Consider the following 17,832-nt stretch of genomic DNA (forward strand, 5'->3'; position numbering starts at 1 on the left):
GAGCGCAAGGCGTTCCAGGCCAGCCTCGGGAAGATCTGCGCCGGCGACGGCAAGGCCGCGTGCCGCGAGGCCGGCCTGTCGGCGTTCAAGAGCGCGAGCGCGGCCGACTACGCCAGCGTCACGTCGGCCTACGACAAGTGACCGCGTGGCGAGCGCCGTGGTATTTGTGCCGGCGATGCGCAGCTCGCTCCTCGCCGCCGCTCTCCTCGCGCTCGCCGCTTGCCGCCCGCACGGCAACGCCGCCAACCCGAAATTCGCGGCGGCGGCCGAGGGGCGCGACCCGCTCGCCGTCTACGAGGCGCTCGAGGCCCAGATCGACGCCGGGACCGCGACCAAGCAGGACCGCGAGGACGCGTACGCGCTGATCACCTCGTGGGAGGAGGATACGGCGGCCTACGCGTTCGCCCGCGCGGCCATCGCCGGCCGGCTGGCGGAGAACCGCGGGGCCCAGGCCGGCGGCCTCGTGACCGAGGCCGAGGCGTACGCCCGCAAGGCCCGCGAGAAGGAGCCGGACTTCCGCGAGGGCGCGGCGACGCAGCTGCTCGGCTCGCTGTACGTCGCGGCGCCGTCGCGGCTGCTGAAGCACGGCGACTCGGAGACGGGGATCGAGCTGCTCGAGCAAGAGGTCGAGGCGCACCCCGGCCGCGTGGTCGCCCAGCTGCGGCTCGCCAGCGGCTACATCACGCTCGGCGATCAGGACTCGGCCAAGGAGCCGCTGTGCGCCGCCAAGGGCGCGGAGGACCGACTCGGCGCGGGCGATCGCCGGCTGCTGGCCAAGCTGATCGAGGAGGCCGGCGGCGCCGAGGCGCTGGCCTGCCCGGCCCCGGTCGGCGGGGCCGGAGAATGACCGCAGGCGGCTCGCGCCGGTCCGATCGGACATGGCGGAAAGCGCTGGTCGCTTTGGCCATGTTCCTCGGGACAGGTTCGCCGGCCTGCCACTCGCGGCTGCCGCGGCTGTCCGAGCAGGGCCGCCACGAGGAGGTGGTGGCGCGCGCGGGGCGGGCCCGGATCCTGCCGCGCGGAAAGGCGGCGCGGGCGTGGGCGCGCTCGCTGGTGGCCCTCGGGCGCGCCGACGAGGCCCGCGCGGTGCTGCTCCGCGACTTCCGCAAGCACGCCGAGCTGCCGTCGCTGATCGCCCTGGCCGATCTCGAGGCGACCGAAGGCCGGCTCGGGCTGGCGGCGGCGCACTACGCCCGCGCGGCCAGCCTCGAGACCGATCCGCTGGCGGGCCGGCGCGACGTGTGCGAGCTGTTCCGCCGCCGCGCGGCCCGCTTCTTCGCCGAGGGTGAGGCGCTGGCGGCGGACCTCGACCTCCGGCGCGTGGCGATGATCTGTCCCAGGGGCAAGAAGACCACCGACGAGGCGCAGTGGCGGGCCGATCGCGCGCTGCACGAGCAGGTGGTGGCTGCGGCGAAGATCCAGGCGCGGGCCCAGCGGACGCTCGGCGGCTGCGAGGGCGAGCGCTGTCGGCCGCCGACGCTGGACGCGCGCGCGCAGGCGCTGGCCCAGGCGCTCGAGCAGGCGCGGGCGGCCGGTCCTGCGGCGCTGCGCGAGGCGGCGGTGCGGCTCCGGGTGCAGCTCGAGCCGAGCGACGTGGCCGAACTCCTGGCGGCGGAGCTGCGCGGCGAGCTCGGCCTCGATCTGGTCGACCTCGACGAGCTGCGCGGATGGATCGGGGAGTCGGCGGCGGCCGACGTCGTCGCGGCGGCCGACAGCCGGGTGTCGGCCCTCGCGCGCGACTACGTGCGGCTGCGGCTGGCCCAGCTGGGCCCCGGCTACGAGCTGCCCGGCGACGACGCGGCGCGGTCGACGGCGAGCACGGTGATCCGCCTGCTCGACGCCGCGGACGACGATCCCGGCGCGGCGGCGATGGGCTGGCGGGTGTTCGTGCTGCTCGGCGATCTGCCGAGCGCCGAGATGGCGCTGACGGGCAGCCTGGGCGGTCGTACGACGCCGGGGCGCGCGGCGGCGGTGGCCGACGATCTGGCCCGCGAGATGACCGGCGAGTCGCCGCCGCGCGGGACGAAGCGCGCGGGTGGGAAAGTGTCCGCAGGGACAGGTGGTCTGGCCGGCGGGGGCAAGGTGTCCGCGAGGACAGGTAGCCCGGCGGGGAGCAGGGGCGCCGGAGGGTCCGGCGAGCCGGCGACCGGGGGCGAGGTGTCCGCAGGGACAGGTGAGCCGGCGGGCAGCAGGGGCGAGGCGGCGAGCGGGGGCAAGGTGTCCGCGGGGACAGGAGACCCGGCGAGGAGCAGGGGCGCCGGAGGGTCCGACGAGACGAGCGGGGGCAAGGTGTCCGCGGGGACAGGTGACCCGGCGGGGAGCAGGGGCGCCGGAGGGTCTGGCGAGCCGGCGGGCGGGGCCAAGGTGTCCGCGGGGACAGGTGACCCGGCGGGGGCGAGTGGGGATAACATGTCCGTGAGGACAGGTTCCGCGGCAGTCGGCAAGGCGAGCAAGCCGGCCGCTACGAGCGTGTCCGGCGGGACCGGTGCGAGCGCTCCCGGTGACATGGCCCGCGGGTCAGATCCCCCGGCCGCCGCGGGCGGGCCGGCGCAGCGAGCGGTCCCCCCGCCGGGGCTGTGGTCGGCGCGCGTAACGGTCGACGCCGGGACGCTGCCGCGGCTGTTGCAGCTGGCGCGGCTGCGCGGAGCGGCGGGTCGCCGCGACCAGGCGGTGGCGATCGCGGCGTGGGGGCTGGCCGAGGGGCAAGCCCGCGGATTGGCGGCGATCGCCGAGCTGGCGGCGGCCGAGGCGCGTCACGAGCTCGGGGCAGGACGGCCGTGGGCGGCGTTGGCCCTGGCGACGGTGGTCCGGGGGGCGCCCACGGACGATGTCGTGCGCGCGGCCGGGTCGGCGATCGTGCTCGAGCGGGCGGCCTGCGGCGAGCGCTGCGGCGACGCCGACGATCGCGCGGCGGTGCTGCAGATCTTCGGAGAGACCTGGCTTTTGGAGCAGGAGCGGCGCGCGACCGAGTCGGCGTTCGCGCGCGCGCCGGCGGCTCCGCGCGGGGCCGCCTGTCCGCTGCTGGCCGAGTCGCTGGCGCCCGACGCGAGCGGGTCGCTGGCGCAGGCGCTGCGGCTGGCCCGGAAGGAGGGGCTCGGCGCGCCGGGGCTGGGCGACGCGCTGCGCGGGACGATCGAGGCCGATCTGACGCTCGATTGCGCCGGACGGGTGGCGGTGCCGCTGATGTACGCCGCCGACACGCGGATCGCCGCGGAGGCGCTGGTCGACAGCCTGGCGCACGTGCCCCAGGAGATCGCGGCGGGGCAGCTGGCGCTGCAGTCGGAGCTGGCGCTGGTGCTCGGACGCCGCGATCACGCCGACCAGTTGGTGCAGGCGGCGGCCGCGGCGGCCGCGGAGCCGCGCGCGGTGTGGCGGCGGGCGACGAGGATGGCGCAGTGGATCGACGCTCGGCACTACGAGCTGCTGGCGCTGCGCCAGCAGCTGCTGCACGGGGTCGACGGCGACGAGGCCGACGAGGTGCGGCTACGGCTGGCGGTACGGGCGGTGCGCGACGGCAACGACGCGTGGGCGCCCCGCCACTCCGAGGCCGGACGCGAGGCGCTGATCCGCGGGGTCGAGAGCTACTTCGCCGAGGTCCCGCCGGCGCGCCGCTGGCACGCGCGCGAGGAGCTGGCGCTGGCGCTCGCCGAATACGCGTGGACCGACGAAGAGGCGGCTGCGCTGGTCCGCGCGGCCGTGTGGCCCGAGCTCGCGGTGGTGCTCACGCACCCGGCCGCGTTCCGCCGGCTCGAGCGGGCTTTCGGCGGCGACGTGCCCGGCGTGGTCGCGCCGGCGCTGGCGCCCGCGCAGCTGGCCGCCGAGCTGGCTCCGGTGACGCCGCTCGGCGATCCGTCGGCGCCTGGCGCGAAGGACACGGCGGAAAAGACAGGTTCTTCGGCACCGGGCGGCAAGGACATGTCCGGAAGGGCAGGCACGATCGGCGCTGGGGTGTCCGGGGCCGGGGGGGACATGTCCGGTGAGCCAGGTTCGGGGACCTCGACCGGGCAGGGCGCGACGGGCGGTTCGGGCGGCACGGCCAGAGCTGGTGCGAAGGACATGTCTGGAGGAGCAGGTGCTTCGCGGCCGAGCGATCCCGCGGGGGCAGCGCGACCGCTGCCGGTCGAGGCCGAGGCGTTCTGCTCGGTCGAGGCGATGCAGCCGGCGAGGCTGGCGGCGTTGCGCGGGCTGAGCGGGGCGGCGCGGCTGCGGGCGGCTGCGGCGCTGGCGGTGACCGGGGACCCGGCGGTCCGCAGGCGGGCGCTGCAACAATTGGTGGCGGGGCTCGAGCCGGCCCGCATCGAAGCCGTGCTCGACGTGGTGATCGCCGGGCTGGCCGCCGTTCCGGGGCGGCAGGCCGCACCGATGGTGGTGGGCGACGAGGACCTGCTTGCGGTCGTGTTCGGGCTGGTCCGCGACCCCGCTCGCCGGCCGCGCGAGATCAAGGGGCAGGACGGGTGAGCGCGCCGCCGCCGCTGGTGTAGATCGGAGCAGGACGCTCGACCATGGATCGACGACGAGAGCACGAGGCGCCACCGGCAGCCTCGGCGGATTCCCCGGCTTCGGCGGGCCGGGCGATCGAGGGGAAGCGCGGCGGGGTCGGAGAGAGCGGGCCGGAAGACACGGCTGCGTCGGCGGTGCAGGGCCGGCGGTGCTGCGGGTACGCCGACCGGGCTTCCGGGTGGAGAGACCCGCGCAGCAGCATGACCGGGACAAGCGCGCGCGGCAGGGTCGGAGGGGGCGAGACGGAGGACTCGACCGTCGCCGTGCAGGGTCCGCGGTGCGGGTACCATGACCAGGCTTCAGGGTGGGCAGGTCTGGCGGCGACCCGGACGGGAATTCGCGGCAGCGCCGGTGGGGGCGAGTCGGGCGGTGTGCAGGGGCGGCGGCCCGCCGGAGCGGGCGGAGCGCCGGTAGGGCGCGCGATCAAGGATGTCTTGATGGGCATGTTCTCAGGGGCATGTTTGAAACGACATGTTTTTGGGAGCCTGGCGCTTGTGACATGTCTCTTCGGGCCTGCCTGTGAGGCCGCCAGGACCGAGCCCGCGCCGTCGCCCGCGGCGCCGCGCCCGGCCGCGCCCGCGCCGGTGGCGAGGATCGTGACGGCCGATCTGTGGCAGGACCTCATCGCCCAGCGGCCCGGCGCGCTGACGCTGGTCGACGGGCGACTGGTCGTCGAGCTCGGGCGGGTGCAGGCGCGGGCCAACCTCGACCTCGGCACGGGGGCGGGGGTCCGTCTGGCCGAGGAGCTGGGCGAGGAGCGGGGGGCGCTGGTGGTCGGTGCCGGCGTCACGCTGGCGCTGCCGCTCGACGGCGAGCTGGCGCCGAGGCTCCACCCGGACAGCGAGGGGCAGCCGGGGCTGGCGATGGCGGTGACGCTGCGCTCGATGGTGCCGGGGCAGGCGGTCACGGCGCTGTGGAACGAGCAGCCGCTGGCGCACCTGTCCCTCGGGGAAGGTTGGGAGCGGCGCACGTTCTCGCTGCCGCCGGCGCTGGTGCGGGCGGGCGAGAACCGGCTGCGGCTGCACTTCTCGCGCCAGGCTCGCGGCGGCCAGCCGAGCGCGGCGGTGCAGCGGGTCGAGGTCGGGCCGCGGGCGGCGATCGTGGCCGGGCCGCCGGCGCAGGCGGGCGGCTACCGCGTGCACTCCGGCGACGGCGACGAGGTCTCGATCGAGCTGTCCCAGGGGACATCTCTGGCGTTCTACGCGCTGGCGCCGCGGCGCGGCCGGCTGCGCGTCGAGGGGCGCGGCGAGCTGGCTGTGCTGGTCAGCACCGACGCCGAGCACCGCGAGGGCCGGGCGCCGGCGCTGCTGCTCGACGGGGCGCTGGGGCCGGCGGGCCGCGACCTCGACCTCTCGGGCTACGGGGGGCAGCCGCTGCGGATCGAGGTGCGCACGCCGGCGGGCGGCGAGGGGGCGACGCTGCGGGTGCTGCAGCTGGTCGCGGGTCGCTCGCGGCCGGTCGATCGCCGCGAACGCAAGCCGCGCGACCTGATCGTGCTGGCGGTCGAGGGGGCGCGCGCCGACGACCTGCTCGGGGCGCTGCTCGGCGGGCCGCGCTTCCCGGCGGTCGAGCGGCTGGCGGCCGAGTCGCTGGTGTTCGAGCGCGCCTACGCGGTGTCGCCGTGGGCGGTGCCGACCCACGCGGCGCTGCTGTCGTCGGTGCCGCCGCCGGGCCACGCGACGGTGCGCGGCACCTTCGTCGCCGACGGCCAGGTGCTGCTGCCCGAGCTGCTCGATCGGGCAGGTTATTACGGGGCCGGGGTCGCGGCCAACGCCGACTTCAACGCCGAGCGCGGGCTGGTGCAGGGCCTCGACCTCGTGCGTAACATGACCCAAGGGACAGGCGCGGGGAAGGACGCGCGGTCGGTCGTGCGCGCGGCGCTGGAGGCGATCGCCGGGCGGCCGGCGCCGCGGTTCGTGTACGCCGACGTGACCGATCCGCAGGCGCCCTACGATCCGCCGCGCGGGCACGTCGGCGGGCCGCCGCCGCCCGGCGCGCCGCTGCCGCACCTGACGCACCTGTGGCTCGGACGCGTGCGCGCGGGCCGGGTGGTGGCCGAGCCGGCGCAGCGCGACTACGTGCGCCGGCTGTACCGCGGCGAGCTGCAGGTGGTCGACGCGGCGCTCGCCGACCTGATGGCGGCGCTGGAGGAGCAGGGCGGGCTCGACGAGGCGGCGCTGGTGCTGGTCGGGCTGCACGGCGAGGAGTTCTTCGAGCACGGCGGGGCGCTGCACGGGTTCTCGCTGCACGAGGAGAGCCTGCGGGTGCCGCTCGTCATCCGCGCGCCGGCCCTGCTGGCCCCGGGCCGGGTGACCGCGCCGGTCGACCTGCTCGACCTGGCGCCGACGCTGGCCGACCTGCTGGGGCTGCCGTTCCCGGCCCAGTGGCAGGGCGACAGCCTGGTGCCGCTGATCGACGACCCGCAGCCGCCGCCCCGGCTGGTGGTGGCGTACCTCGGGGACGGCTCCCGCGCGGCGATCCTGGGCGACTACAAGTTGATCGTCGGCAGCGGCCGCGACGCGCAGCGGCTGTACGACCTCGCGGCCGATCCCGGGGAGACGCGGGATCTCGAGGACGACGGGGGGATCGCGCTCCGGCTGACCCGCACGGCCCTGGCGTGGGAGACGGCCGCCGACGGGCGGTGGAAGCGGAGCCGCTGGGGCACCGGCGCCGACCTCAAGCCGGCCTTTGCGCTCGACCACGGGATGTAGTAATCGCCGCGCATGGCATCCGGCCCCTCGCTCCTCGAGTCGATCCCCAAACTCGTCGCCGCTCGTGACGCCGCGGCGCTCGTCGCCCTGCAGGACCACGACGACAAACAGGTCCGCAAGGCCGCGCGCAAGGCGATCCACACGCTGCGCAGCAAGGGCGTGACGATCCCCGAGGCCGACGCGCCGCGCGGCTGGTCCGCGGGCGATCTCAACGACCTCCGCGGCGACCTCGAGGCCGTCGCCGTCGTCGACACCGAGAGCACGCCGGGCCTGTGCCGCGTGATGATCAGCGCCCCGCAGGACGAGCGCAGCTACCTCTGGGTGGCGGCGATCAGCGGCCGCGATCAGATCGTCGACTTCGCCACCTACGTGCAGACCGACGGCCAGCGCGCGCGGATGATCCGCGACTGGAACCGCGGCGCCGGCGATCGCCGCGTCCCCGCCGACTGGGCCCGCGCCCGCATCCGCTGGGCCCGCGAGCAGACGCTGTCGTCCGGGTTCGCGGTGCCGCGCCAGCTCGACGACATGCTGGTCCACCTCGGCGAGGCGCCGGCGTCCCGCCCGACCAGCTTCCTCGACGGCGTGCTGCCCCCCGTCGACTTCGCGCCCGACAAGGACAACGTGATCATGGTCCTCGCCAACGCGCGCGTGAACGTGTGGCCGCCGGTGATCGACGTCGAGCCGATGATGCGCCGCGTCAACGAGAAGCACCCCGAGCTCAACGAGCAGAGCCCCGAGGACGCCCGCTACGACGCGCTGCTCGAGGGGGCCCGCGGCGACGAGACGCTGCGCGCCGACCTCAAGGCGCAGGTCGCCAACCTGCTCGACGACGCCGCGATCACGCTGTGGCTCGCCGGCAACGACGTCGAGGCGGCCAAGGTCCGCGTGCTGGCGGCGGAGATCCGCGCCGCCGCCGAGCCCGAGGCGCTGCCGTGGATCGGCCGCCTGCTCGGGTTCCAGATCGCCAGCACGTTCGCCTACCTGTCGCGCCAGCAGCAGCAGCAAGTCGGGCAGTGAACCTGATCCTGCTGCGCCCGGACGAGCTCGCGCCTGTCGCCGCGGGCTCGTACCGGGCTGTCCTCGCGGACAGGCGGCTCGCGCACCTGCGCGAGGTCCTGCGGGCGAGCGTCGGCGACACCGTCGGCGTCGGCGTCGAGGGCGGCGAGCTCGGTCGGGCGACGATCGTCGCGCTCGACGAGCACGCGGCGACGCTCGAACTGACTCTCGGCGAGCCGCCGCCGCCCGCGCTCGACGTGACGCTGGCGCTGGCGCTCCCGCGACCGCCGACGCTGCGCAAGGTGCTGCAGCAGGCGACCGCGCTCGGGGTCAAGCGCTTCGTGTTGTTCCGCGCCGAGCGGGTCGAGAAGAGCTACTTCTCGAGCCACGGCCTGCACGCGCACGCGCTCGCCGAGGACCTGCGCCTCGGGCTCGAGCAGGCCCGCGACACGATCGTGCCGGCGGTCGAGATCCACCCGGAGCACTTCGGACGGTTCGTCCGCGAGCGCCTGCCGGCGCTGAGCGAGGGGCGCACGCCGCTGGTGGCTCACCCGGGAGCGACGACGCCGTGCCCGCGCGCGTCGATCGGCCCCGCGACGCTGATCGTCGGTCCCGAAGGCGGCTTCATCCCCGCCGAGGTGGCGCTGCTGATGCAGGTCGCCCGGGCGATCGACCTCGGCCCGAGGATCTTGCGCGTCGAGACGGCGGTGGTGGCGCTGCTGGCCCGACTGGCGCCGTGAGCGAGGGATTCGCATGCGTCGCGGACGTTGCGAGCGCCGCCACGCCGCCAGGGCAGCGCGGCGACAGCAACACGGCGCCCTCCAGTCGCGGAGGGCGACGGCGTCATCACCAACTCAACGACGCCGCCGTCCGGCGCGCTCACGGGGCTCGTGGTCGGTGGTCGAGACGACTCGACAGGCGCGGGGCGCCGGTCTAGCGTGCCAGGCGGGTGACCGGTCCTCGCAGCACCGCCGCGACGCGCTGGCTCGCCGGCGCGGTCGTGCTGGCCACCCTGGCGCTCGGCGCCAACCCGGCCCGCAAGGCGTTCGTGCGCGCGCTCGTCGGGCGCGACGGACAGGTCCCGATGGACATGTTCTTCGGGACATCTTCGGGGCCGGGCCTTCCCGAGGCGAAGCACGTGCGGGTGGTGGTGCTCGACGGCCTGGGAGCGGCGGCCGCGAGCGAGCTGCCGGCGCTGTCGCGGGTGTGCGCGGCCGGGCAGGAGCTGCGGGTCGACGTCGGCTTCCCGACGGTCTCGCTGCCGGTCCAGGCCGCGCTGTGGACCGGGCGCACGCAGCAGCAGTCGGGCCTGCAGTACCGCGCGACGCAGCTCGCGGCGCCGCCCGCCGGCGCGAGCCCGGCTCAGGTCGCGGACAGCGTGGCGCTGGCCGAGTCGCACCCCGAGATCGTGCGCTCGTTCGGGTTCGCCAGCACGCGGCCCGATCCGTCGCGCGACCCCGAGGACCCCGAGGTGTGGCGCGCCGAATTTCCGGCGCAGGCGATCGCGGCGGTGGCCTCGTCGTCGCGGCTCGTGCATGTGCACGTGCTGCGCGTCGACGAGGCCGGGCACGCGTCGGGCGCGGCCTCGCCGGCCTACGCCGAGGCGGTCCGCGGCGCCGACGAGCTGCTCGGGCGCATGCGGGCGGTCGGGCCCGCGGACGCGCTGTGGGTGGTGCTCGCGGACCACGGGCATCGCCCCGCGGGCGGGCACGGCGGCGAGGAGCCGGAGATCCGGGTGGTGCGTGCCTGCGTCGCGGGGCCGGGGATCGCACCGTCGACGTCGATCGCGTCGATCCACCTCGTCGACCTCGCGCGCGCCGTCGCGGACGCGCTGGGGGCGAAACTCCCCAGCGACGCCCGCGGCCGGGCCTGGACCGAGGCGCTGGCCGATCCGGCGCCGGGCGCGACGCTGCCGCGTCCGGGGCCGCTGCGCGTGGCGATCGCGGCGGTGCTGGTCGCGCTGGCGCTGGTGCCGGGTGTGCGATCGGACAGGTCACGCGGGTGGCGTGGGCTGCCGTGGGCGCTGCTGCTGGCGCTCGCCGGGGTGGCGGTGATGCACGGATGGCCGACGCTGTCGGATCCGCCGGTGTTCGCCCCGCGCGGGCTGCAGCTGTGGCTGGCGTGCGTGCCCGCGGCCGTGCTCGCGCTGGGGCTCGGGCTCGCCGGTCACTCGGCGCGGGCCCAGCTGGTGCCTGCGCTGGGGTTGTTGGCCGCGGCGCTGGTGCTGTGTCGCGCGCCGGAGGTGTGGCTCTTGCCCGGGCTCGGCCTCGGCGAGGCCGGTCCGCCGCTGATGCCGCGCTGGAGCGCGACGGTCAGCGTGCTGTTCGTGGTGGTCCGCAGCATCGCCGAGGGCGCGGCGCTCGCGTGGCTTCTGCGTCCGCTGGTGCAGCACGTGCGGCCCCGGGCCCGGGCGCGTCGCTAGTGCCGCGACCGGGCCATTTCGAGCAGCCTCGCTAGTTCTCCGCCACGCTGGCCGCGTTGCTCGTCGGTCACATATTGCCCGATATGCTCCCTCCTCGCGCCTTGCCAGCCTGTCGGAGCCCGGCGCGAGGACTACTCGAAATGACCCGGTCGCGGCACTAGTGCTCGGGGCGTATGGCCACATGGGCCGTGAAATTGGGTCGCCGCGTCGTCGACCTCGAGGCCGCGCGATCGTGCTTGACGCACCTGGCGCGGTTTGGGATGCCTTGAACTGCGGGCGGCAGGTGTCGCGCGCGGAGGGACTGAGGACGATGCTTATCCATGGTGGCTTGCGAGTGGTGCTGTTGGGCGGGCTGCTCGCCGCGACGGTCGGCTGCAGCGACGACGACGGCGGGACCAGCGGCTTCTCCAGCTTCAACCCGTCGGCAGGGGGCACGCCCGGGACCACGCCGGGGACGACGCCCGGTACGACGCCCGGGTCCACGCCGGGCACCAGCGAGACCACGAACGAGACCACGAACGACCCCGAGACGACCGAGCCCGTCGATCCGACGACGACGTCGCCGACGACGAGCACCACCATGCCGCCGCCGACCACGATGACCACCGAGCCGCCGCCGGTGACGACCGAGTCGGAGACGACCGAGGACGAGACGACGTCGAGCTCGAGCTCGTCGAGCTCGAGCACGACGACCACGACCACCGACTCGAGCTCGTCGTCGAGCTCGACGACGATGATGATGACGACGGACCCGCCGCCGAAGGACCCGCAGCCGGCGGCCGGGCTCTACTCGAACTGCTTCCCGACCAACAACTGCGACATCATCTGCCTCAACCTGCAGGACCAGAACATGGTGGCGTTCGACGGGTTCTGCTCGTACCTGTGCCAGTCCGAGGCGGACTGCGTGCCCAAGCCGAACAGCCCGGCGGTCACCAAGTGCCTCAACATCGACGCGACGCAGAAGTCGTGCTTCCTCCAGTGCGTGAGCGACGCCGACTGCCCGACCGGCATGACCTGCGAGCTCGTCAACCTGCCCAACGCCCAGGGCAGCTACTGCTGGTGAGATCGCGCGGTGGTGCGTCCTGACGACGCGGACGGGCTCGGCCCTGAAGGGGGCGGCGAGGCCGCGTCATGCTGCACCGTTCCAGCGGGTGAGAGTCCCGTCCGGGTAGGCGCCGGAGCGCCCGGTAGCAGGCCCCAGGCACGGCGAGAGATCGTCGTGGCCCGAGCGGGGCGTCGAGAGCCTCTTCGGAGGGAGCAAGAACGCGGGCCGCAACATCAAGTGAAGCCTGCAGCCTCGTCAGATCAACAATGGGGGAGCCGAGCCGCTCATTTCACGGCGAAGGCCACGTCCACCGCGCACGAGTCCGGATCAGAAAGCGCGATGGGTCCCTCCGGGGTATGGGGCGTAGCACGCGTTCAAGGAGCGATGCGGAACAGGAGAGGCCCGTCTGCACGGCCCGTGTCGGGGCGAGGCGGCTCGTATAAGCCGAAGGCGAAGTCGAGCGCTGTGCAGCGGGAGTCCGAGGGGGCCGTAGTACCGGCGAGGGCGGCGCAGAACAACGCTGCCGGAGGGAAGGACCCCTGGGGTGGTCGTGTCGGAGAAGAAGGTAAGCGCGAGGGCATGGCCTGCAGGACAGGTCCCAACAACCCCAGGCGGCGCAGGCCGCGTGACAAAGTGCGAGAACTTCAACGCCGACTGTGGGCCGCAGCCAAGCGGCAACCGGGTCGCCGCTTCCATGCGCTGTACGACCGCATCTTCAGGCGTGACGTCCTGAAGGAGGCGTGGAAGCGGGTCAAGAAGAACAGGGGGTCAGCGGGCGTCGACGCCCAGACGCTGGCCGAGGTGGAAGAGCTCGGCGTCGATCGCTTCCTCGAAGCGATTGGTGCAGAGCTCGAGGCGGGGACATACCGGCCGAGCGCGGTCATGCGGCGGTAGATCCCGAAGGCGGATGGGAAGAAGCGGCCGCTGGGGATCCCGACAGTCCGGGACCGAGTGGTGCAGATGGCGGCGAAGCTGGTGCTGGAGCCGATCTTCGAGGCGGACTTCCTTCCGTGCTCGTACGGCTTCCGGCCGAAGCGCAGCGCGACGCAGGCGCTCGAGCGCCTGCGCGTGCTGGGAGCGCGCGGTGGAAATCACGTGCTCGACGCCGACATCCGCGACTACTTCGGCAGCATCGATCACGAGCGGCTGATGAAGCTCGTGGCGATGCGGATCTCGGATCGAAGGGTCCTCAAGCTGGTGCGGCAGTGGCTCGAAGCCGGCGTGATGGAAGACGGCCAGGTGACGGCGATGCTCTCGGGGACACCCCAGGGCGGGGTGATCTCACCGCTGCTGTCGAACATCTACCTCGGCGTCCTCGACAAGCTGTGGCAGCGACGACACGCTCATCTGGGCGAGCTCGTGCGCTACGCGGACGACTTCGTGATCCTGTGCAGGACCAGGAAGGCGTGCGAGGAGGCCGAGGCCAGGGTCCGCGAGATCCTGCGCCGTCTCAAGCTGGGGCTGCATCCCGAGAAGACGAGGCGAGTCGAGCTGAGCTGGGGACGGCAAGGTTTCGACTTCCTCGGCTGCCACCTGCGCAAACGCATGTCCGGGCCGATCTGGGAGAAGGAACGCCGCAGGGTGTACTTCCTCCAGCGCTGGCCGTCGACGCGCAGCATGACGCGAGTGCGGCAGCGCGTGAAGGAGATGACTGGCCGTCATCGCAACGGGGTCAAGGATGTGCGGGTGATCATCCGCGACATCAACCCGGTGCTACGCGGCTGGGGCAACTACTTCCGCACCGGGAACGCCCACGCGAAGTTCGTGCAGATCGACGACTATGTCCGCAGTCGACTCCGGCGCTTCATGCTGAGGCGCAAAGGACGGAATCTGCGGGCAGGAGAAGCTCTGCCATGGACTCACGACTTCTTCCACGAGCACGGTCTCCATCGACTTCGTGGGACCGTGCAGTACCCGGAGGCCGCGTCATGCGACGGCCCGAGAGACCACCGGTAAGCCGTGTGCGGGAAATCCGCATGCACGGTTTGAACGGGGGTCCTGTCTGTCTTCGCGCGGGAGACCGCGTCTGATAAGAAAGGATCTACCAATGACCTGACTCGAGAGCCAGGTCACCGGCCGCGCGCCCGCGGCTCGGCTATGCTCGCGGCCACGTGAACGCCCCGGTCAGCGCCGCCGCGAGCGGATCCGTCGAGCTCGCGCTCACCGGGATGCGCTGTGCCAACTGCGCCCAGGCGATCGAGCGCGCGCTGGCGAAGGTGCCCGGGGTGGCGGCGGCGCAGGTCAACTTCGCCAGCGAGACGGCCTCGGTGAGCCTCGCGGCCGCGGCGCCGGCCAGCCGCGGCGCGCTGGTGGCGGCGGTCGAGGCGGCGGGCTTCGGGGTGATCGCCGGCGCGGACGCGGCCGACCTGTCCGCAGAGACAGCCGCGCGCGCGACCGAGCTGCGGGCCAGCCGGCGCCGCTTCGTCGTCGGCGCGGCGTGCACGGCCCCGCTCATGGCCGTCAGCATGGCGCGCGACTTCGGGGCGCTGGCCGATCGGCCGTGGCTGCCGTGGCTGATGCTGGCGCTGGCGCTGCCGGTGCTGGCCTACACCGGCCGGCCGCACTTCGTCGGCGCCGCGCGGGCGCTGCGGGCCGGGCGGGCCAACATGGACGTGCTGGTGGCGCTCGGGGCGGGGGTGGCGTTCGCCGCCAGCGCGCCGGTGGTGGTCGCGGGCGCGGCCGGGCATCACCTGTACTTCGAGACAGCCGCGGCGATCGTCACGCTGGTGGCGCTCGGGCGCCTGCTCGAGGCGCGCGCGCGCGGCCGGGCCGGCGAGGCGCTGCGCTCGCTGCTGGCCCTGCGACCGCGGCGGGCCCGGGTGGTGCGCGACGCGGTCGAGGTCGAGCTGCCGGCCGAGGCGGTCAAGGTCCGCGACGTCGTGGTGGTGCGCCCGGGCGAGGCCATCCCGGTCGACGGCCGCGTGATCGAGGGCGAGTCGACGGTCGACGAGAGCGTGCTGACCGGCGAGAGCTTGCCCGTGACCAAAGGGACAGGTGACACGGTGGCCGGCGGGACGATCAACGGGCCCGGGCTGCTGCGCCTGACCGCCACCCGCGTCGGCGCGGCCACGGCGCTGTCGCAGATCGTCCGCCTCGTCCGCGCGGCCCAGGCCAGCAAGGCGCCGGTGCAGGCGCTGGTCGACCGGATCGCGGCGGTGTTCGTGCCGATCGTGATCGCGCTGGCGCTCCTGACCTTCGGGACATGGCTGCTGGTGTCGTCGCACGGGGCGGCGCACGCGTTGATGCGCGCGGTGGCGGTGCTGGTGATCGCGTGCCCGTGCGCGCTCGGGCTGGCGACGCCGACGGCGATCGTGGTGGCCACCGGGACGGCGGCGCGCCGCGGGGTGCTGTTCAAGAACAGCGCGGCGATCGAGGCGCTGCGGGGGGTGCGGGTGGTCGTGTTCGACAAGACCGGCACGCTGACGCTCGGGCGCCCGCAGCTGCAGCTCGTCGCGCCGGCGGCGGGCGTGACCGCGGACGAGCTGCTGGCGCTGGCCGCCGCGGCCGAGCAGGGCAGCGAGCACCCGCTCGGGCGGGCGATCGTGGCGGCGGCGAAGGCCGGCGGGCTGGCCTTGCGCGCGCCGACCGGGGTGCGGGCGATCGGCGGCCGCGGCCTGCGGGCGCTGGTCGACGGGGCCGAGGTGTGGCTGGGGACGCGCGCGTGGCTGGCGTCGCAGGGCGTCTCCGAGGACATGTCTGAAGGGACGTGTGGCAATGTCTCTTCGGACATGTCTAACGGGCCCGACAGGGATCGGAGCGCCGCGCGTGACATGTCCGAAAGTACCGGTGAGCAGGCCGGCTGGACGCGGGTCCACGTCGCCCGGGACGGGCGGTACCTCGGCTCCCTGGCGCTGGCCGACGCGCCGCGGCCGGAGGCGCGCGCGGTGGTGGCGGCGCTGCGCGGGCAGGGGCTGCGGGTGGCGCTGCTGACGGGCGATCTGCGGGCCACGGCGCAGGCGATCGGGGCGGCGGTCGGCATCGACGCGGCGGAGGTCCACGCCGAGGTGCTGCCGGCCGACAAGGCGGCCACGGTCGCGGCGCTGCAGCGCGTGGGCCGGGTGGCGATGGTCGGCGACGGGGTCAACGACGCGCCGGCGCTGGTCCAGGCGGACGTCGGGGTGGCGATCGGCAGCGGCACCGACGTCGCGGTCGACGCCGCCGACGTGACGCTGCTGCGCAGCGACCTGCGCGGTCTGCTCGACGCGCTGGCGATCGGTCGCGCCACGGTCCGCACGATCCGCCGCAACCTGTTCTGGGCCTCGGCCTACAACCTGGTGCTGATCCCGATCGCGGCCGGCGCGCTGTACCCGCTGAGCGCGCTGCCGGGCTGGCTGCGCGCGCTCGACCCGATGCTCGCGGCCGGCGCGATGGCGCTGTCGAGCGTGACCGTGGTGGTCAGCAGCCTGGCGCTGCGCCGGGTCGCGGCCGAGCGGTGAGGATGGCGGTCGGCCCGATGCGCGCCGCTCCGTAACGCGCGGCGATCCGTGCTACGGATCGCGCATGTTCTTCCAGGAGCCGCCGGGCCGCCCCGATCTGTTCGCCAGCGACGAACCCCTGCACGCGCTGCTGCGCCAGCGCCTCCCGCCCGCGGTGCTGCAGGAGATCCGCCCGCAGTACGAGGCGATCGGCCGCGCGACCACGGGCGAGCTGTGGGACTGGATGATCCGCGCCGAGGCCGAGCCGCCGGTGCACGTGCCCTACGACGCGTGGGGCCGCCGCGTCGACGAGATCCGCACCTCCGGCGCGTGGGAGGAGCTGCGCAGGTTCTCGGCGCGCCACGGCCTGGTCGCCACCGGCTACGACGAGCGCCTCGGCGAGCACCGGCGCGTGGCCCAGGCTGTTCTTTTGTACCTGTTCTCGGGGACATCTGCGACCTACTCGTGCCCGCTGGCGATGACCGACGCGGCGACGCGGGTGCTGCTCGACCTGGCGCCCTCGGCCCTGCGCGACCGCCTGGTCGCCGGCCTGACCGCGCGCGACCCGGAGCGGTTCATCACCTCGGGCCAGTGGATGACCGAAAGGACAGGCGGCTCGGACGTCGGCAACAGCGAGACGATCGCGCGCCCGTCGCGGGTGGTCGGCGACGAGCGGCGCTACACGCTGCACGGGGTCAAGTGGTTCACGTCGGCGACGACGTCGGAGATGGCGCTGACGCTGGCGCGCATCGACGACGGCGGGACGACGCCGGGCTCACGCGGGCTGTCGCTGTTCTGCGTCGAGATCGGGCGCGAGCCGGGGCGCGGCTGGACCGGCATCCAGGTCAACCGGCTCAAGGACAAGCTGGGGACCAAGGCGCTGCCGACCGCGGAGCTGACGCTCGACGGCGTCGAGGCGACGCTGATCGGCGAGCCGGGGCGCGGGGTGGCCAACATCTCGGGGATGCTCAACGTGACGCGGCTTTACAACGCGATCGCGTCGGCGTCGGGGATCCGGCGCGCGTGCGCGCTGGCCCGCGACTACGCGACCCGCCGCTCGGCGTTCGGGGCCCGGCTCATCGACCTGCCGCTGCACCAGACCACGCTCGACGACATGGACGCGGAGGCGGCGGCCGTGCTCGCGCTGGTGCTCGAGGGCGCGGCGCTGCTCGGCCGCGCCGAGGCCGGGACCGCCAGCGAGGCCGAGCGCCGGCGCCTGCGCGCGCTGATCCCGATCGCCAAGCTGACGACCGCGAAGCAGGCGGTGTCGATCGCGTCCGAGGCGCTCGAGTGCTTCGGCGGCGCCGGCTACATCGAGGACACCGGGGTCCCGCGGCTGCTCCGCGACGCCCAGGTGCTGACGATCTGGGAGGGCACCACCAACGTGCTGTCGCTCGACGTCCTGCGCGCCGAGGCCCGCGAGGGCGCGTTCACGGCGCTGGTCCAGGACCTCGCGGCCCGGGCCGCGCGCTCGTACGCCAACGTCGCCGACGCCGACCTGGAGACCATCCGCGCCGGCGTCCGCGGTCTCATCGGACAGGTCAAAAGGGACATGTCCCACGGGGAAGCCGCGATGCAGGCCGGCGCCCGCCGGATCGCCCTCGGCACCGGCTACCTCACCGAGGCGCTGCTGCTGGCCGAGGCCGCCGACGCCGAGCCGCGCGCCGGCGAGCTCCTGGGCCGCTTCGTCGCCCACCGCCTGCGCGGGCCGTTCGCGGGCTGAGCGAGAGGTCTGGTCTTCGG

11 protein-coding genes are annotated in these 17,832 nt (G+C 74.6%); all 11 read left to right on the forward strand.

The window, feature by feature from the left end:
• Positions 1-175: 175 nt before the first annotated feature.
• The 11 genes from K7C98_RS29095 to K7C98_RS29145 all read left to right on the forward strand — a co-directional run bounded on the left by K7C98_RS29095 (position 176) and on the right by K7C98_RS29145 (position 17,812).
• Positions 176-847: a tetratricopeptide repeat protein gene (locus K7C98_RS29095; protein WP_224195059.1), complete on the forward strand. Its 672-nt coding sequence runs from the start codon at positions 176-178 to the stop codon at positions 845-847.
• Positions 848-906: 59 nt separating this feature from the next.
• The gene (locus K7C98_RS29100) at positions 907-4,458 is read left to right on the forward strand and encodes a hypothetical protein (RefSeq protein WP_224195060.1); all 3,552 of its coding nucleotides are present in this window, start codon (positions 907-909) and stop codon (positions 4,456-4,458) included.
• A gap of 638 nt (positions 4,459-5,096) precedes the next feature.
• Positions 5,097-7,211, forward strand: a complete 2,115-nt coding sequence (locus tag K7C98_RS29105; RefSeq protein ID WP_224195061.1) for a sulfatase-like hydrolase/transferase — start codon at positions 5,097-5,099, stop codon at positions 7,209-7,211.
• Positions 7,212-7,223: 12 nt separating this feature from the next.
• Entirely contained in the window at positions 7,224-8,228 is a 1,005-nt protein-coding gene (locus tag K7C98_RS29110) for a hypothetical protein (RefSeq protein WP_224195062.1), read from the forward strand.
• On the forward strand, positions 8,225-8,947 hold the full coding sequence (locus K7C98_RS29115) for a 16S rRNA (uracil(1498)-N(3))-methyltransferase (protein ID WP_224195063.1): 723 nt from the start codon (positions 8,225-8,227) through the stop codon (positions 8,945-8,947). The genes K7C98_RS29110 and K7C98_RS29115 overlap by 4 nt, the downstream gene beginning before the upstream one ends.
• Before the next feature lie 209 nt (positions 8,948-9,156).
• Positions 9,157-10,629 carry an alkaline phosphatase family protein gene (locus K7C98_RS29120; RefSeq protein ID WP_224195064.1) on the forward strand — a complete coding sequence of 491 codons (1,473 nt, stop codon included), beginning with the start codon at positions 9,157-9,159 and terminating at the stop codon, positions 10,627-10,629.
• Between the two features lie 310 nt (positions 10,630-10,939).
• The gene (locus K7C98_RS29125; protein ID WP_224195065.1) at positions 10,940-11,692 is read left to right on the forward strand and encodes a hypothetical protein; all 753 of its coding nucleotides are present in this window, start codon (positions 10,940-10,942) and stop codon (positions 11,690-11,692) included.
• Between the two features lie 561 nt (positions 11,693-12,253).
• Positions 12,254-12,568 (forward strand): hypothetical protein, encoded by a 315-nt coding sequence (locus K7C98_RS29130; RefSeq protein ID WP_224195066.1) that lies wholly within the window; start codon positions 12,254-12,256, stop codon positions 12,566-12,568.
• The gene (gene ltrA, locus K7C98_RS29135) at positions 12,569-13,630 is read left to right on the forward strand and encodes a group II intron reverse transcriptase/maturase (protein ID WP_224195101.1); all 1,062 of its coding nucleotides are present in this window, start codon (positions 12,569-12,571) and stop codon (positions 13,628-13,630) included.
• A 155-nt stretch (positions 13,631-13,785) separates the two neighbouring features.
• Complete coding sequence (locus K7C98_RS29140) at positions 13,786-16,110, forward strand: heavy metal translocating P-type ATPase (RefSeq protein ID WP_224195067.1); 2,325 nt, start codon at positions 13,786-13,788, stop codon at positions 16,108-16,110.
• A gap of 64 nt (positions 16,111-16,174) precedes the next feature.
• Positions 16,175-17,812 carry an acyl-CoA dehydrogenase family protein gene (locus K7C98_RS29145; RefSeq protein WP_224195068.1) on the forward strand — a complete coding sequence of 546 codons (1,638 nt, stop codon included), beginning with the start codon at positions 16,175-16,177 and terminating at the stop codon, positions 17,810-17,812.
• Positions 17,813-17,832 lie beyond the last annotated feature (20 nt).

Source organism: Nannocystis pusilla, from assembly GCF_020073745.1.
Classification (GTDB): Bacteria; Myxococcota_A; Polyangia; order Nannocystales; family Nannocystaceae; genus Nannocystis; species Nannocystis radixulma.